Raw genomic sequence first — 16,045 nt, 5'->3', positions numbered from 1 at the left:
TTTCTTAATTGAAACTAAAAATTTTTGTTTGTTTGCACGATTTTGTTTGTTTAGTTTTCAAAGACCAATTTCTCTATCGCCTAAAAGCGACTTTATTATCTTATCAAGTTATCAACCAGAAGTCAACAACTTTTTTCGTTTGCATTTCATCGTCTCTGTGACGACTTTTCATATATTACAGCATATAAAAGGATTGGTCAATACTTTTTTTAAAATTTGTTTTTCAAAAAGAAAAACCGCTTTTTTTCAGCGGTTTTAGGTTTAGAGTACCCAATGTTGAATAGCAGCTAAAGCAATTAGACCCGGGATTCCTAAAAATCCTGAAATAGCCGATGTAGCAAAATTAATCGGCACATGAATGCCATAGCGATTACCCGCAGCATTTAAGAAGAATAAAAATAGCGCTCCAATAACTAATTTAATAGCAGCCTGTCCAACCAATCGAGCGGGCTTAAAAGGAGCACCCGTAAATAAAAGGATAAGAATGAGCCCTCCGAGGATGGATATTACAATAATTGGTTCCAAAAAAGCTATCCCCCTTCTTAAGTCACTTTGTTTCAACTTATGTACAAGTTGATAAAAATAGACCTAAAAAAAGAAATAGCTTGTTTATGATCTCATTAAGGTAACATTCCGCTGCTTTGCTTCTCTTAATAGAAAGATATATTTTGCCTCGGCAATTTTTGTTTGGCAAATCACTTCTTCTGAAGGATCAAAACTTTTTTCCAACAGCAGCTTTTCTTGCTGCCAATGTTCTTTATATCGATTCAACTGCATTAAGAGCTTTTCATTATACTCCTTACGCAGCCGACCTTTACGCTGAAAAAACATGACTGATTCCTCCGCGTCTTTTTAAAATTCTCTCCGGCCTTCAATCGCTTTCGATAAGGTTACCTCATCCGCATATTCAAGGTCCCCGCCAACAGGAAGCCCATGCGCAATTCTTGTCGTTTTAATCCCTGATGGCCTTAACAAACGTGAAATGTACATCGCGGTTGCTTCCCCTTCAATATTAGGGTTAGTCGCTAGAATCACTTCAGTAACTGTTTCATCCTGAAGACGTTTTAAGAGGTCAGGAATATTGATATCCTCAGGACCTATCCCATCCATCGGGGAAATCGCCCCATGCAGAACATGGTACAAACCGTTGAATTCCTTCATTTTTTCCATCGCTATGACATCTTTAGGATCTTGGACGACACAAATGATACTTCTATCCCGTCGTTGGTCCTCACAAATATAACATGGATCCTGATCCGTGATATGACCACAGACAGAACAATAGGTTAGATTTCGTTTGGCATTCACTAGTGCTTTGGCAAAATCAAGCACCGTATCCTCTTTCATACTTAGGACAAAAAAAGCCAGACGACCGGCCGTTTTTGGGCCGATACCTGGCAGCTTCATAAAGCTGTCAATCAGCTTAGATATTGGTTCAGGATAATGCATCTTTTGCTATTCCACTCCTAAAAAGGAAGGTTCATTCCTTTTGTAAATTGCCCCATCGTACTGTTTGTTAACTCTTCTACCTTTTTAAGAGCATCATTTGTTGCAGCTAAAACAAGGTCTTGAAGCATTTCGATATCATCCGGATCGACTGCCTCTGGTTTGATAATTACATCGACAACTTCCTTATGACCGGTTACCACTACTGTGACCATTCCGCCGCCAGCAGATCCTTCAATCTTCTTTTCACCTAACTCTTCTTGTGCTTCCGCCATTTTCTTTTGCATCTTTTGCATTTGTTTCATCATATTTTGCATATTTCCCATTCCGCCACCACGCATCATTACCATCTACCTCCATTTAATTAGTTATTAATCAATAATTTCCACAAATTCTTCGCCAAATATTTTTTTCGCCTCGGCAATATGTGGTTCTTCTTCCTTAGGTGCTTCGCTGGTTTCTCCTTCAGCACCATCATGACTATTCAAAAAGTTTTCGCGAATTGGCAGCCATTGGTCTTCAGGAACACCTAAAAGGATGAATCTTTTGCCGGTTAATTTATTTAATGCGGCGATCACAGCATCAAGAAAATCAGCACGATTCATTGCCATTTGACAAATCATCTCATGCTTGAATTTTATAATAAAAGCAGTTGAGGACGCTGCAATCGGCTCTGCATCGTTTAACAGGGCGGCTTGTGATTTTAAAAGACTAGCCCGCAATTCGCCCCAATTGGCTTTGATGACATTTAGATCGCTTTTCGTTGCCTGCTTTAATACTTCATTGATTTTTCCAACTGCAGGCTGAAATGTTTTTTTAGAAGACCTTGGCGCAGACTTCTGCGCTTGTGTTGCGGTTTCTTGTGGGACTGCCGCCACACCAGTTTCCTTTAAATGCTGCAATTCGGTCTCAAGCTGGCCGATTCTTGTTATTAATTGTTCAATTTGTGCTGGATTTGCTTGCTCTGTGTGTTTTACTTCCATTTGACATAACTTAACGATCGCTACTTCAAGGAAAATTCTTGGATGGTTGGTCCAGCGCATTTCTTGTTGAGTTTTATTCAAGAGATCGATAAGCTGATAAATCTGCTCCATTGAGATAGTTTCAGCCATGATTCGAAAATCATCATCAAGCATCACTCTTTCAAGGGATTCTTCAAGGTTTGGTGCTGTTTTATAAAGCAGCATATCACGATAAAATAAAATTAAATCCTCAATAAAGCGCATCGGGTCTTTTCCATGGAATAAAAGTTCATCCAGTGCTTCTAACCCGCTCGCAACATCCTTTTCCCGGAAGGCTAAGGCCAGCTTATTCAAAAATCCCTGCGATACTGATCCGGTTACAGTTAAGGCATCCTCAATGGACACCTGGTCCTGGCTATACGATATGGCCTGATCTAATAAACTGAGCGCATCACGCATCCCGCCATCTGCTGCCCGGGCAATCAATTGCAGGGCTCGCTCATCACAATTAACTCCAGTTTCCTCAACGATTAATTTCATCCGTTTGACGATTGCTCCAGCTGTAATCCTTCTAAAGTCAAAACGCTGACATCTTGAAATAATGGTTAAGGGGATCTTATGAGGTTCTGTCGTCGCTAAAATAAAGATCACATGCTTTGGCGGTTCCTCTAATGTTTTTAACAATGCATTGAATGCGCTAATGGATAGCATATGTACTTCATCAATAATATAGACCTTATAATTAACCGAAGTAGGTGCAAATTTGACCTTATCAAGCACATCACGCATTTCCTCCACACGTGAGTTCGAGGCAGCATCAAATTCCAGCACATCCGAGATCGTCCCATTGGTGATGCCAAGACAGGATGCACACTCATTACACGGCTCTGAAACCGGCGAACGTTCACAATTAATCGCCTTTGCTAATATTTTAGCCGCACTTGTTTTCCCTGTTCCTCTCGGTCCTGAAAAAAGATATGCATGAGAGATCTTTTGTTGAAGCAGGGCGTTTTGCAATGTCTTGGTTACATGTTCTTGTCCTACTACATCAATAAATGTTTGAGGCCGCCAAACACGGTATAAAGCCTGATAACTCAATTGACATCGCCCCCTTCAAATTTTTCATCTTTCCACTTTTCTTATTATACCTTAACCATTTTGGTTTTTACAAAATGAATCTAGTTGAATGAACAAAAAAACTCATCCCTATTCTGAGATGAGTTAATTTATGTAATATAACTGCCGTGCACCTTCCGTCGACTAACGCCCATAAGCGTTACTTAAGCAGTTAGCTCGGCCCAGGCAACCCTGCGGCACATGGGAGCGTCCACTTAATGCTGCTTCCTTCCGGACCTGACATGGTTCATGGATTCCCATTGCGCAGGACCCGGGCGTCAACACCACTTACTTAAGGCAGACCCTACAGGTCGTTAGCCTCGGGAAGGGATTCAGTCCCGCTAGAGCGGATTGCGGGTACAGGGCACCGCTACCTCCCCACCTAGCACGGCAAAGTTGATACCAAAGTTTAGTGCGTCTCTATGACGCTTTCTTAGTATACAAATATTCTCGTAAAAAAGCAATCACTATTCACTGTCAGTTTTTGTAAGTTCATCCTTTTGCACTTTTTTCTCGAGCTTTTTCCGCTCTCTTATTTTTCGAAAAAAGTCGGAGAGTATTTGCCCGCACTCTTTTTCTAATACACCGCTGATAACCTCACTCTGATGGTTGAAGCGCTCATCCCCCAAGAGGTTCATGAGTGTACCCGCACAGCCGCCCTTAGGGTCAACTGCACCATAAACGACTCGTTTGACCCTTGATAACATGATTGCCCCTGCACACATTGGGCAAGGCTCTAACGTTACATATAAGGTGGCATCTTCAAGGCGCCACGAGCGCAGTTCCTTGCAGGCCTGATCAATCGCTAATAGTTCAGCATGGGCGATGGCATTTTGCTCGCTCTCGCGTAAATTGTGGGCCCGAGCAACAACCTTTCCTTCTATTACAATAACGGCTCCAATCGGCACCTCTTTCAGCTCTTCTGCTTTTTCAGCTTCCTTTATTGCTTCTCTCATAAAATCTTCATCTTGCATACGCTCAATTGTCATCATATTTCCCCTTTAAAAACTCAATTTAACGAAAAAAAATTGCCGGTCATCTTTATTAATGACCATTATAATTTATAGCAGGCTGATTTACATAAAATTATTGATGTTTGCCATTAAGAATGTCTTAAAGGCAAACATACATCCTAGTACAGATGAAATTTAACAGCATTATATCATTTATCCGCTCCCTCTTTCATAAAATAGTTGCAACGCATATTTGCCAAGGAGGGATTAGGATGCAAATCCATGTGATAAAAAGTAATGAATCCTTAACTACAATCGCTAGGACTTATCATACAACCGTTCAAGATATCGTTGAGGCCAATGATTTACCCAATCCAAACAATCTAGTTATCGGACAGTCGCTTGTCATTCCAATCATCGGTCACTTTTACTTCGTGCAGCCAGGCGATTCCTTATTCTCTATATCAAGGAAGGTTGGCGTCCCTTATCAGCAGCTTGCCACCATCAATCGGATTAATGTAAATCAACCTCTTAATGTAGGCTTTCGTCTCTATATACCTCAAGGTAAAAAAAGAAACGCCGAGTTTAACGCGTACGTTGAACCGCGCGGCACCACTGTAGCCCCTATCCTAGAAACCAGTGCCCGTGAGGCCGCACCCTATCTCACGTATTTAGCCCCCTTTAGCTTTCAAGCGCGACGCGATGGTACCTTGAAAGAACCATTACTTAATAACTTTCCTGCCATTGCTAAAGCCAATCGAAATGTCTTAATGATGGTTATTAACAATCAAGAAAATGACCAGTTTAACGATGAACTCGGTCGAATTCTTTTGAATGATACCGCTATACAAGATAAATTTCTTAACAATATTGTCACCACTGCCAATAAGTATGGTTTCCGTGATATTCACTTTGACTTTGAGTTTTTACGCCCTGCGGACCGCGAGGCCTATAATCGCTTTTTACGAAAAGCAAAACAAAGATTCTCACGTCAAGGCTGGCTCATGTCAACCGCCCTTGCCCCAAAGACTAGCGCAACCCAAAAGGGAAAATGGTATGAGGGGCATGATTATAAGGCTCACGGCGAAATCGCTGACTTTGTCGTCATTATGACTTATGAATGGGGTTATAGTGGCGGCCCAGCGATGGCGGTATCGCCCATTGATCAAGTAAGAAGAGTATTGGAGTATGCAATAACTGATATTCCAGCAAATAAAATTATGATGGGACAAAACCTGTATGGCTATAATTGGACATTGCCATTCGTGCCGGGGTCAGTGGCAAAGGCAGTGAGCCCTCAGCAGGCGATACAGCTGGCTGCAAGCCACAATGTCCCGATACAATATGACACCAAAGCCCAGGCCCCATTTTTTAGATATACCGATGCTGGGAAGCAGCATGAGGTTTGGTTTGAGGATGCCCGCTCGATCCAGGCAAAGTTTGACTTAATTAAAGAGTTAAATATTAGGGGTATGAGCTATTGGAAGCTTGGGCTGGCCTTCCCGCAAAACTGGCTGTTGATCGTAGACAATTTCAATGTCACAAAACATGCGACTTAAATATTTTTATTCTACAAAAACTGCCCCTATTCGGCAGTTTTTTCATATATTTGACATAAAACTAATTTCTTCTAAATATTCCTTGTCCCTTCCTTGGTGAGATTATGATAAAATAGTCTTTGCATGTTTTACGTGACTAAATAACCAGTTTAACTGGTGAAACATAGAGTGAAGGCAGTTGGAGAAGGAGGACTTGCAATGGGGGATACACCCTTTATTACCGTTGAAGGGCCGATAGGTGTAGGTAAAACATCTCTCGCTAAAGCCATTTCAGCGCAATTCGAATTTGCATTACTAAAAGAGATTGTTGATGAAAATCCATTTCTAGGGAAATTCTATGAAAATATTGAGGAGTGGAGTTTTCAAACGGAAATGTTTTTCCTCTGCAATCGCTTTAAGCAATTAGGGGATATCAATACCCATTTTTTAAGCCAAAATCAATCCGTCGTAGCGGATTATCATATCTTCAAAAATTTAATTTTTGCTAAGCGTTCATTAAGTATGGACGAGTATCAAAAATACTATAAAATTTATCAAATTCTTACCGAGGATATGCCGAAGCCTAACGTGATTATTTATCTGAATGCAAGCCTAGACACGCTGTTAAAACGCATCAAAGTAAGAGGGCGTGAAGTCGAAAAAAATATCAGCCCCTTATATTTAGAGCAGCTATCGCTTGACTATGAAGAAACAATGATGATCTTTGAAAAAGAACATCCGGAAATACCAGTTCTTCGTTTCAGTGGGGATGAATTGGATTTTGTTAAAAATGAACATGACTTAAACCATATTATTAGTCAGTTAACATTAGCATTAAAAAAAAGCAGCTGGACTAAAACACTATAGAACAGGGGAATGTTAGTGAGTATCGTAATTGGTGGTATGATAGGTCTTGGAAAAACAAGTGTAGCAGACACATTGAATGCACACTTTCAAAATAGAGGAATAGAGAGTAAGGTGTTTTATGAATCGGTGGATGACAATCCGATTCTTCCTCTCTATTATGAACTAACACCTGAAGAATTAGATGCAAAAAGAATTCCCTTCCTTCTTCAATTATTCTTCTTAAATAAACGCTTTAAAACCGTTAAGGAATGCGTCGGTTGGAGAGAGCCTGTTTACACCATTCAGGACCGTTCCATTTATGAAGATTGGTATTTTGCTTATGTAAATAAATCATTAGGCAGAATATCTGATTTGGAATTTAAAATTTACGAAGACCTAGTTGAAAATATGCTAGAAGAACTAAATGAACTTCCAAGGAAAGCGCCAGATTTAATGGTTTATCTTAAAGGTTCGTTCGATACGGTAATTGATCGGATTATGGCGCGCGGTCGAAGCTTTGAAATAAACCCTGAGCTGAAGGAATACTACTTCGAAGTTTGGAAGGGTTATGATGAGTGGGTCATGAATCAGTATGCAGCAAGTGAAGTATTAGTGATTGATATGGATACGACAGACGTTGTAAAAAGTGAAGAAGATGCCACTAAGGTCTGCCGTGCGGTTGAAGATAAACTACAAGAAATATTAAATATGAGAACAGCACATATTGGATAATCCAATATGTGTTTTTTTATATAAAGCGGGAGCACCCGTTCAGCGGCGTATGGCCTGGAGCGCTCCAACTGAGATAAAGGAAACACGGAGAGCGTTAGCGCATTCGTGCTTGACTTATCGTAGGGCGGAGAGCGAAGGACACTAGCCGTTTGGTGCTGAAGCTGGATTCAAAGACATAAAAAAAAGCCGTTACATATAATGTAACGAACCTTTATCTCCAGTTTTTATGCGCGATTTAAAATTTTAATGGAGGAGGAAGAGGGATTCGAACCCCCGCGCGGTATGACCCGCCTGTCGGTTTTCAAGACCGATCCCTTCAGCCAAACTTGGGTATTCCTCCGTATCAACAAAAACTAATTTACCATATTGTTTTTACTATGTCAACATACTAAATAAAAAAACTGGACAAATTTTTGGTCTGTCCAGTTTTTTGTAATTTTAGCTTTGTTAAACTTGTCTGTTGATTTCCGTTCCATGTGCGTGCGGTTCGCGGGCGTTCCGGGGAGCCTCCTCGGCGCTTCGCGCCTGTGGGGTCTCCCCTGTCCCGTACTCCCGCAGGAGTCTCGCACATTCCACTCCAATCAACAGAGTGTGTAAAATCAACATTTAGCTTTAACACAGCTTTAATTTCACATAGGCTTAATGACTTCGCGGTTGCCCATATATGGACGTAAAACCGTAGGAATCACGACACTTCCATCGGCTTGCTGGTAATTTTCTAAAATTGCAGCCACCGTACGGCCAATCGCGAGGCCAGAACCATTTAAGGTGTGTACATGTTCTGGTTTAGCCTTTGGTTCGCGACGGAAGCGAATATTTGCCCGCCTTGCCTGGAAGGCCTCAAAATTACTGCAAGAAGAAATTTCTCGGTAGGTTCCATAGCTTGGAATCCAAACTTCAATGTCATATTTTTTTGCTGCGGTAAAGCCAAGGTCAGCTGTACACATGCTTAACACACGGTATGGCAGTTCAAGTAATTGTAATACCCGTTCAGCGTCATTTGTCAGCTTTTCCAGTTCCTGATAAGAATCCTCAGGCTTAACAAACTTAACAAGTTCAACTTTATTAAATTGATGCTGACGAATCAAACCTCGTGTATCACGGCCCGCAGAGCCAGCCTCAGAGCGGAAACACGCACTGTATGCGGCGAAGCGGATCGGCAATTGTTCGCCGCTTAAAATCTCATCTCGATGAAGATTGGTAACAGGTACCTCAGCTGTTGGAATCAAGAAGTAATCTTCATTTTCAATCAAAAAGGCATCTTCTTCAAACTTAGGAAGTTGGCCAGTTCCAGTCATGCTAGCTCTGTTGACTAAATAAGGCGGCAATATTTCTGTATAGCCATGCTCATCAACATGGAGGTCTAACATGAAACTCATTAATGCACGTTCTAAACGAGCACCTAACCCTTTATAAAAGACAAAGCGGCTTCCAGTTACTTTACCAGCCCGTTCAAAATCCAGAATACCCAGTTGATCAGCAACATCCCAGTGAGGCTTGGCTTCAAACTCAAACTCACGCACCTTGCCCCACTGTCTAATTTCAATATTATCATCCTCGGTTTCACCAACTGGAACACTTTCATGCGGGATATTTGGAATGCTCAACATCAAAAGTTCTAATGACTCTTCAACCACTCGTAATTCATCATCAAACGTTTTGATCTGGTCACCAACCTCACGCATTTCTTTAATTAAGTGATCGGCATCCTGCTTTTCACGCTTTAAAGAAGCAACCTGCTGGGAAACCTCATTTCGGCGGCTTTTTAACTTTTCTGTTTCCACAATCAATTCGCGTCTTCTTTGGTCGAGTTCTTCAAACTGATCGAGAGCAGATAAATCTTCTCCACGCTTTTGAAGTTTTGCTTTTACATCTTCAAAATCAGCTCTTAACACTTTAATATCTAGCATATTAACAGCGCTCCTTTTTTATAAAAGTATTTTAGATTAGACTTACTTCACGGGCGCATCCGCTTAAAAATAAAAAAACTCCCGCCCCTAATACAGGGACGAGAGTTACTCGCGATACCACCCTGGTTGACAGAAAAAACTGTCCACCTCGAAAAAAACGTTAACGGTTTCTACCGAAAGTACTTACTGACCTCCTGAGGAGGTGTTCCGCACCTTGCTCGAGGAGGGATTCACAAGCTTCATCCACCGGTTCTCACCAACCACCGGCTCTCTAAAGAATGAATCTCCTGTTACTAGTTCCTCTCATTGCTTTAATCTTTATTTAGATTTTGTAATTTTAAATTACTATAATTATAAACCAAATGCAACCCTGTTATACAAACTGTTTAGCCCTAGCTTCCTTCACCATCTCGACGAAGTACGCAGTAAGGCCATGATTATCCGTCAACTCAGGATGGAAGGAACAGCCTAGAAATTGTCCTTCCCGTGCGGCCACGATGCGGTCATTATGCTTGGACAGAATTTCAACATTCTCTCCCGCCTCAACGATGTGCGGTGCACGAATAAATACTGCTGGGAAGCTTTCAGCAACGTCTTTAATCGCAAGGTCCGCCTCAAAGCTGTCAACCTGGCGTCCAAACGAGTTACGTTCCACCTTAATGTCCATTACACCGATGTGTGACTCATTATAGCCAACAAGATCTTTTGCTAATAAAATGAGCCCCGCACAGGTACCGAACATAGGTTTTCCTTCTTGAGCAAATTCTTTTAGGGCATCCATAAAATCATATTTGTCAATTAAACGTCGCATTGCTGTACTTTCTCCGCCAGGAAGAATGAGGCCATCCACTTCTTGTAGTTCTTCTTTTCTTTTGATTGCGACGGCCTCTACACCACATGCTTCTATAGAGTTCATATGTTCACGGACTGCCCCTTGTAGAGCAAGAACGCCGATTCTAATCATAAAAATACCCCTTTATGCGTTTTGAACTTCGATAACTGTCTAGCTCCAGGCGCCATCGGCTCGAGGTCATAAGCCAATCCGTCAAGAAGGTTAAAAAGCAACCTTCATGCCGGCTCGTCTTATGCTTGTCGCCGATAAACAGGCGCCTTCCGCTTTTCTAATTACCATCCACGCTCCTGCATGCGTGCTTCAGGTGCTAGTGATGAAATTTCGATCCCTTTCATTGGTGTTCCAAGATCCTTTGAAAGTTCAGCAATTAATTTATAGTCTTGATAATGTGTAGTTGCTTCAACAATCGCTCTAGCAAATTTCGCTGGGTTTTCTGATTTAAAGATACCAGAACCAACAAATACACCGTCCGCTCCTAATTGCATCATTAACGCTGCATCAGCAGGTGTTGCTACACCGCCGGCAGCAAAGTTAACAACTGGCAGCTTGCCAAGGCGTTTAATTTCTAAGAGGATTTCATATGGTGCACCTAATAGCTTTGCTTCTGTCATAAGCTCGTCCTCATTCATTGCAACAACTTTACGGACTTGAGCATTTACCTTACGGATATGGCGGACTGCTTCAACAATATTACCTGTTCCTGGTTCGCCTTTTGTACGAAGCATAGATGCTCCTTCACCAATCCTGCGGGCAGCCTCTCCAAGGTCACGACAGCCACATACAAACGGTACAGTATAATCTCTTTTATTTAAATGGTATTCTTCATCAGCAGGTGTTAAAACTTCACTCTCATCGATATAGTCAACACCCATTGCTTCAAGAATGCGCGCTTCTACAATATGTCCAATTCTTCCTTTAGCCATTACAGGGATCGTCACAGCACCCATAACTGCTTCAATGATTCTAGGGTCTGCCATTCTTGCCACACCGCCAGCCGCGCGGATATCTGAAGGAACACGCTCTAAAGCCATTACTGCTACTGCTCCTGCTTCTTCAGCAATTTTCGCCTGCTCTGCATTAACAACATCCATGATGACGCCGCCCTTTTGCATTTCAGCCATACCACGTTTTACGAGATCAGTACCTGTTATCATTTCTAAATCCCCCTAATTATTTCTTTTAATATTAAGAAAAATTTTCTCATAGTTTCAGAAATCTTCATTAATTTAGTCGGAATTATTTTAACCCCATAAAAACATTAAAGCAACAAAAAAGGATTCCTGTCAAGACAAGAATCCATTTTGCGTCCATCCTATTATTCCCACTTAGAGCTTCATACTGTTTGAATTTAATTAAAACCATCCTTTAACAGCAGTAGAAATTCCATGCCAGACATCACCAAAAAAACTACCGATGCCTCTCATCATTAACACAAACCAGTTTGACTTTTCTACATCATTTGCAGCAATCACATCAACCTTGACCTTTTGTTGACCTGCTGCTGTTAAGAACTTAACTTTTTCACCATTTTTTGGTGCAACTGTTAAGTAACCCACCGTTTCACCTTTTTTAATGGGTGCGGTTAGCTCACCGTTTTTATTCAGTTTCTTTTTATCAAATACAAGAACTGGTTTATAATTTTCTTTTCCGCCATTCTGAATCATCATATTTATGGCTGATTTCGAATAGATTTTTACTTGATCCTCTTTTCCTTTAACAACAGGAACGGTTTTCTGACCTTTTACTTGATAATGTTTAGGAACAAGCTTTGCCTTTGTATAATTGCTAAAAGCATAATCCAGCATTTTTTTCGTTTCACCAAAGCGTGCCTTATACCCATCGTTTTTGCCGCTAATATCCTTAGCATTTTGAACAACAGTTATAAATCGTTTACCATCACGGCTTGCTGTCCCTGTAAAACAGTAACCTGCAAAATCAGTGGTACCTGTTTTTAGCCCGTCCATGCCTTGATAACCATAAACCAATGATGGCAGCATCCAGTTCCAGTTTTGCATTTCTATTCTATCTTCTGTTCCTTCTCGGAATACCTTTTTAGGCGTACTAGCCGTTTTTAGCACATCTGGATAATCATTAATGAGATGAAAAGCTAATGTCGCCACGTCATGAGGGGACATAACGTTTTCTTCATCTGCTCCTGTTCCTTCTGGTTGGTCACCGTTATAATCTTTATTATTCAAACCGGTGGAGTTTACAAATTTACTATTTTTCAATCCTAATTTTTTTGCCTTGTCATTCATCATTTTCACAAAATTCGTTTCCGTACCGCCAATGACTTCAGCTAGAGCAATGGTTGTCCCATTTGCAGAATAAATAGCCATTGCTTCATATAATTCTCGAACATTATATTTTTCACCAAGGCGTAATGGGACATTAGATAAACCAGTCGGCTGTGAGATTTTATAAACAAGATCACTTACTGTATATTCCTGATCCCATTTCACCTTTCCATGTTTTACAGCATCGAGTAAAAGATACTCAGTCATCATTTTCGTCATACTGGCAATTCCTAATGGACTGTCAGCATTCTTTTCATATAAAATCCTGCCCGTTTCTCCATCAACCAAAATAGCTCCGTCTGCATTCACATTTAATGCTGCGTCTGCCTTCGCTATATCAACACCAGCAAATAGTCCAAAAAACATAATTATTGCCATTGCACTGGCAATACATTTCCGATAAAAATGTTTGTTCACTTTAACGCCCTCCAAGAATTTATACACTTTGGTTATTTTAACATATCTCTATGGCAAATCATAGACGGAGCTATGAACCATCTTATGGCTATTTTTGAAAGTTTCTCAAACATTCCTAGGCCTTTTTTCATAAAAAAACAGAGAAGCCGTGCTTCTCTGTTTTAAATATTATAACGAGTAATTTGGAGCCTCTTTTGTGATTTGGACATCATGTGGATGACTCTCTCTAAGACCCGCACCGGTCATTTTAATAAATTGTGCCTTCATCCTTAATTCCTCAAGGTCTTTAGTTCCACAATAGCCCATTCCTGACCTGAGGCCGCCGATCAGCTGATAAATGGTTTCTGCTAACGGCCCTTTATACGGGATCCGTCCTTCAATTCCTTCTGGAACAAACTTTTTATTATCTTCTTGGAAATAGCGGTCTTTAGAACCTTTTTCCATTGCTGCAACGGAACCCATGCCACGATATACCTTAAAACGTCGTCCTTGGAAAATCTCTGTCTCACCTGGACTCTCTGTTACCCCAGCCAATAGACTGCCAAGCATAACAGCATGTCCACCAGCTGCCAGTGCTTTCACGATGTCACCAGAGTATTTGATGCCGCCATCAGCAATAATCGTTTTACCATGCTTGAGCGCTTCTGACGCACAATCATAAACAGCGGTAATTTGCGGAACACCAACACCTGCTACAACCCTTGTCGTACAAATAGAGCCAGGTCCAATTCCTACTTTTACCACATCTGCTCCTGCCTCAATTAAGGCTTTGGTTCCTTCAGCTGTTGCCACGTTTCCAGCAATAATGGTGAGGTTAGGATACGCAGTTCTGATTTCCTTTACCATATCAAGAACACCTTTTGAATGTCCATGGGCTGTATCGAGGACAATCACATCGACATTTGCTTTTACAAGCATATCCACACGTTTCATCGTGTCGCTCGTTACACCGACTGCAGCTCCGGCTAATAAACGGCCTTGGCTATCCTTAGCGGAGTTTGGAAATTCAATAACCTTTTCGATATCTTTAATTGTTATTAGCCCTTTTAAAACACCCTGCTCATTTACAAGCGGAAGTTTTTCAATTTTGTAACGCTGCAGAATCTTCTCTGCCTCTTTTAACGTCGTTCCGACTGGGGCTGTGACAAGCTTCTCTTTGGTCATTACGTCAGAAATTTTAAATGAATAATCTTGGTCTGAAATAAAGCGAAGATCCCTATTGGTGATAATACCGATAAGCTTTTGTTCTTCAAAGTTATTTACGATTGGTACTCCGGAAATACGATATTTTCCCATTAAATGCTCTGCATCAAACACTTGGTGCTCTGGTGTTAGGAAAAATGGATCAGTAATAACCCCGCTTTCCGATCTCTTTACCTTTTCAACCTGCTCCGCCTGCTGATCAATGGTCATGTTTTTATGAATGATCCCTAAACCGCCTTGGCGAGCCATTGAAATAGCCATTTCTGATTCTGTTACTGTATCCATCCCAGCACTAATGATTGGAATGTTCAGCTTTACAGTTGGTGATAATTCCACTTGCAAGTTTACATCTCTTGGCAATACCTCAGATTTACCAGGAATTAATAACACATCGTCAAACGTTAAACCTTCTTTTGAAAATTTACTTTCCCACATTTTTATGGCCCCCAGGAAAAAAATATTATTTGTAGGTTATCAATTGGATAAAATACTGTCAAGGAATAAGTATTAGTCTGATTCTTCTGAAAAAGGTGATATAGTCTTGGGTATTGAATATAAAGATTGGAAAAGCTACTCTTGCTTCTTTTCCGCAGAATACTGCCAGCGCTTTTTAAAAGGTTGTTACCAAAAGCGTCAGATCGAGAATCCTGAACAAAAAAGCTATGAAAATTGTTATGCCTTTCTTTATTATCTTGAACACGGACAAATTTATTATCAACAAGCAGAACGCTCTCCACTTATTATAAAACCAATTTTACTTTTTTATGGTCTCGTCCATTTAATTAAAGCATGTATATTAACCATTGATCCTGCTTACCCAGAAACAACGGCGGTTTTAGCACACGGAGTTTCGACAAGGAAAAGGAAGAAGCAGAATTATCATTTCTTTCAAGACGAAGTTAAATTTCAAAAAAATGGACTTTTCCCCTTCATCTCTGAAAAATTGTTTCACATGAAACAATTGGAAGGGGAGAAAGTCATAATGGAGGAATTACTACAGCTTATACCAGAACTGGATGATTTATTCTTTTTACTTGAAGGGAAAAGAACATTTATTAAGTTACAAACGGATCAAAAACAGTTTTTTGTACCTGAAACCGTATTAGATCATTTTCATATGACAGAAAATCGGTTTAAGGAATTTTTGACATCTAAGTTTGAAAAAGGAGTGGAATTTTCAAATGATGGTCTGGCATTTTCGATGAACACGACTTCTCATTTTGGAAATTCTCCACTTAAATATAATATTGAGAATGGAACTTTTTCATTGCCTCTTAATAAAGAGAATTATTTCAATTTCCCAGAACTATTGGTCCATTATTTATTGCTTTACAATTTAAGTATGATCGCCCGCTATGAGACGGAATGGTGGAGTGAGCTGACAAAAATGATGCCCAATCAGGATTATCCATTCATATGTTCTTTTCTTGATGTCACCATGCAGAAAGGACCGTTTTTGATTTATCAGTATTTGATGGGATAGTAACTATGACCATCCTTTTGTTACCGTTGAAGGATTTTTTCCTCTTCTTCGGTAACATAGGACCCTTTTATGTTACCGAAGAGGGCTTTTTTTCTGTTGTATGGGCACAATTATTTTTTTTTGTGACCAGTCCAGGTTCTTTTCCTCTTCCATGGGCACAATTATTCTTTTTTGTGACCGGTACAAGCTCTTTTCCTTTTCCATGGGCACAATTATCATTTTCTGTTCACCCATACATAAATCTTCGAAAACACAAAAAACAACCATTTCTGGTTGTCTTAGATTTGCC

The 16,045-nt window shown here is 40.5% G+C and carries 16 protein-coding genes, 1 tRNA gene, 1 other RNA gene and 1 other annotated feature; of the genes, 5 read left to right on the top strand and 13 right to left on the bottom strand.

The genetic code is table 11. The annotated features are described in order from the left end of the window. Positions 1–261: 261 nt before the first annotated feature. The 7 genes from COE25_RS25035 to tadA all read right to left on the bottom strand — a co-directional run bounded on the left by COE25_RS25035 (position 262) and on the right by tadA (position 4,507). Positions 262–525, bottom strand: a complete 264-nt coding sequence (locus tag COE25_RS25035; RefSeq protein WP_088084904.1) for a pro-sigmaK processing inhibitor BofA family protein — start codon at positions 523–525, stop codon at positions 262–264. An 84-nt stretch (positions 526–609) separates the two neighbouring features. Next, on the bottom strand, positions 610–831 hold the full coding sequence (locus COE25_RS25030) for a YaaL family protein (RefSeq protein ID WP_088084903.1): 222 nt from the start codon (positions 829–831) through the stop codon (positions 610–612). 21 nt (positions 832–852) lie between these two features. Then, on the bottom strand, positions 853–1,449 hold the full coding sequence (gene recR, locus COE25_RS25025) for a recombination mediator RecR (protein ID WP_088084902.1): 597 nt from the start codon (positions 1,447–1,449) through the stop codon (positions 853–855). 17 nt (positions 1,450–1,466) lie between these two features. Further along, positions 1,467–1,787 (bottom strand): YbaB/EbfC family nucleoid-associated protein, encoded by a 321-nt coding sequence (locus COE25_RS25020; protein WP_066259542.1) that lies wholly within the window; start codon positions 1,785–1,787, stop codon positions 1,467–1,469. Positions 1,788–1,817: 30 nt separating this feature from the next. After that, positions 1,818–3,506: a DNA polymerase III subunit gamma/tau gene (gene dnaX / locus COE25_RS25015; RefSeq protein WP_088084901.1), complete on the bottom strand. Its 1,689-nt coding sequence runs from the start codon at positions 3,504–3,506 to the stop codon at positions 1,818–1,820. A 144-nt stretch (positions 3,507–3,650) separates the two neighbouring features. After that, positions 3,651–3,915, bottom strand: an RNA gene (gene ffs / locus COE25_RS25010) — signal recognition particle sRNA large type. Positions 3,916–3,991: 76 nt separating this feature from the next. Beyond that, positions 3,992–4,507, bottom strand: a complete 516-nt coding sequence (gene tadA / locus COE25_RS25005; protein ID WP_088090242.1) for a tRNA adenosine(34) deaminase TadA — start codon at positions 4,505–4,507, stop codon at positions 3,992–3,994. A 242-nt stretch (positions 4,508–4,749) separates the two neighbouring features. On the opposite strand from tadA, the gene COE25_RS25000 reads away from it, so the two are divergent. From COE25_RS25000 to COE25_RS24990, 3 genes are all read left to right on the top strand, one after another. After that, on the top strand, positions 4,750–6,036 hold the full coding sequence (locus COE25_RS25000) for a LysM peptidoglycan-binding domain-containing protein (RefSeq protein WP_088084900.1): 1,287 nt from the start codon (positions 4,750–4,752) through the stop codon (positions 6,034–6,036). Positions 6,037–6,234: 198 nt separating this feature from the next. After that, the gene (locus COE25_RS24995; protein WP_088084899.1) at positions 6,235–6,882 is read left to right on the top strand and encodes a deoxynucleoside kinase; all 648 of its coding nucleotides are present in this window, start codon (positions 6,235–6,237) and stop codon (positions 6,880–6,882) included. 15 nt (positions 6,883–6,897) lie between these two features. Then, positions 6,898–7,593, top strand: coding sequence for a deoxynucleoside kinase (locus tag COE25_RS24990; RefSeq protein WP_088084898.1), 696 nt, complete (start codon positions 6,898–6,900; stop codon positions 7,591–7,593). A gap of 247 nt (positions 7,594–7,840) precedes the next feature. Here the strand turns inward: COE25_RS24990 and COE25_RS24985 are convergent. The 6 genes from COE25_RS24985 to guaB all read right to left on the bottom strand — a co-directional run bounded on the left by COE25_RS24985 (position 7,841) and on the right by guaB (position 14,708). Continuing rightward, positions 7,841–7,933 (bottom strand) — tRNA-Ser (locus COE25_RS24985). Between the two features lie 289 nt (positions 7,934–8,222). Beyond that, positions 8,223–9,503 carry a serine--tRNA ligase gene (gene serS / locus COE25_RS24980; protein WP_098934551.1) on the bottom strand — a complete coding sequence of 427 codons (1,281 nt, stop codon included), beginning with the start codon at positions 9,501–9,503 and terminating at the stop codon, positions 8,223–8,225. Between the two features lie 91 nt (positions 9,504–9,594). Continuing rightward, positions 9,595–9,819, bottom strand: a binding site (T-box leader). A gap of 57 nt (positions 9,820–9,876) precedes the next feature. Then, positions 9,877–10,467, bottom strand: coding sequence for a pyridoxal 5'-phosphate synthase glutaminase subunit PdxT (gene pdxT / locus COE25_RS24975; RefSeq protein ID WP_098934550.1), 591 nt, complete (start codon positions 10,465–10,467; stop codon positions 9,877–9,879). A gap of 161 nt (positions 10,468–10,628) precedes the next feature. Continuing rightward, positions 10,629–11,510: a pyridoxal 5'-phosphate synthase lyase subunit PdxS gene (gene pdxS / locus COE25_RS24970; protein WP_088084895.1), complete on the bottom strand. Its 882-nt coding sequence runs from the start codon at positions 11,508–11,510 to the stop codon at positions 10,629–10,631. Between the two features lie 198 nt (positions 11,511–11,708). After that, on the bottom strand, positions 11,709–13,019 hold the full coding sequence (locus COE25_RS24965) for a D-alanyl-D-alanine carboxypeptidase family protein (RefSeq protein ID WP_257208953.1): 1,311 nt from the start codon (positions 13,017–13,019) through the stop codon (positions 11,709–11,711). Between the two features lie 219 nt (positions 13,020–13,238). Further along, positions 13,239–14,708, bottom strand: a complete 1,470-nt coding sequence (guaB, locus tag COE25_RS24960; RefSeq protein WP_088084893.1) for an IMP dehydrogenase — start codon at positions 14,706–14,708, stop codon at positions 13,239–13,241. 106 nt (positions 14,709–14,814) lie between these two features. Here guaB and COE25_RS24955 point away from each other — a divergent pair, with 106 nt between their 5' ends. Next, complete coding sequence (locus COE25_RS24955) at positions 14,815–15,756, top strand: YaaC family protein (protein WP_180247596.1); 942 nt, start codon at positions 14,815–14,817, stop codon at positions 15,754–15,756. A 5-nt stretch (positions 15,757–15,761) separates the two neighbouring features. After that, positions 15,762–16,045 (top strand): hypothetical protein (locus COE25_RS31260; protein ID WP_218964341.1); only part of this gene is annotated, 284 nt, incomplete at its 3' end.

The sequence above is a fragment of the Bacillus sp. AFS031507 genome (assembly GCF_002584635.1).
In the GTDB taxonomy this organism is placed as follows: Bacteria; Bacillota; Bacilli; order Bacillales; family Cytobacillaceae; genus Neobacillus.
This window is presented reverse-complemented; position numbering and strand designations above follow the sequence as displayed.

What these genes read in the sequence shown, in the direction of transcription:
- COE25_RS25030 (WP_088084903.1), bottom strand. Translation starts at nt 831, where the DNA reads ATGTTTTTTCAGCGTAAAGGTCGGCTGCGTAAGGAGTATAATGAAAAG.
- recR (WP_088084902.1), bottom strand. Translation starts at nt 1,449, where the DNA reads ATGCATTATCCTGAACCAATATCTAAGCTGATTGACAGCTTTATGAAG.
- COE25_RS25020 (WP_066259542.1), bottom strand. Translation starts at nt 1,787, where the DNA reads ATGCGTGGTGGCGGAATGGGAAATATGCAAAATATGATGAAACAAATG.
- COE25_RS25000 (WP_088084900.1), top strand. Translation starts at nt 4,750, where the DNA reads ATGCAAATCCATGTGATAAAAAGTAATGAATCCTTAACTACAATCGCT.
- COE25_RS24995 (WP_088084899.1), top strand. Translation starts at nt 6,235, where the DNA reads ATGGGGGATACACCCTTTATTACCGTTGAAGGGCCGATAGGTGTAGGT.
- serS (WP_098934551.1), bottom strand. Translation starts at nt 9,503, where the DNA reads ATGCTAGATATTAAAGTGTTAAGAGCTGATTTTGAAGATGTAAAAGCA.
- pdxT (WP_098934550.1), bottom strand. Translation starts at nt 10,467, where the DNA reads ATGATTAGAATCGGCGTTCTTGCTCTACAAGGGGCAGTCCGTGAACAT.
- pdxS (WP_088084895.1), bottom strand. Translation starts at nt 11,510, where the DNA reads ATGATAACAGGTACTGATCTCGTAAAACGTGGTATGGCTGAAATGCAA.
- COE25_RS24965 (WP_257208953.1), bottom strand. Translation starts at nt 13,019, where the DNA reads ATGTTTTTTGGACTATTTGCTGGTGTTGATATAGCGAAGGCAGACGCA.
- guaB (WP_088084893.1), bottom strand. Translation starts at nt 14,708, where the DNA reads ATGTGGGAAAGTAAATTTTCAAAAGAAGGTTTAACGTTTGACGATGTG.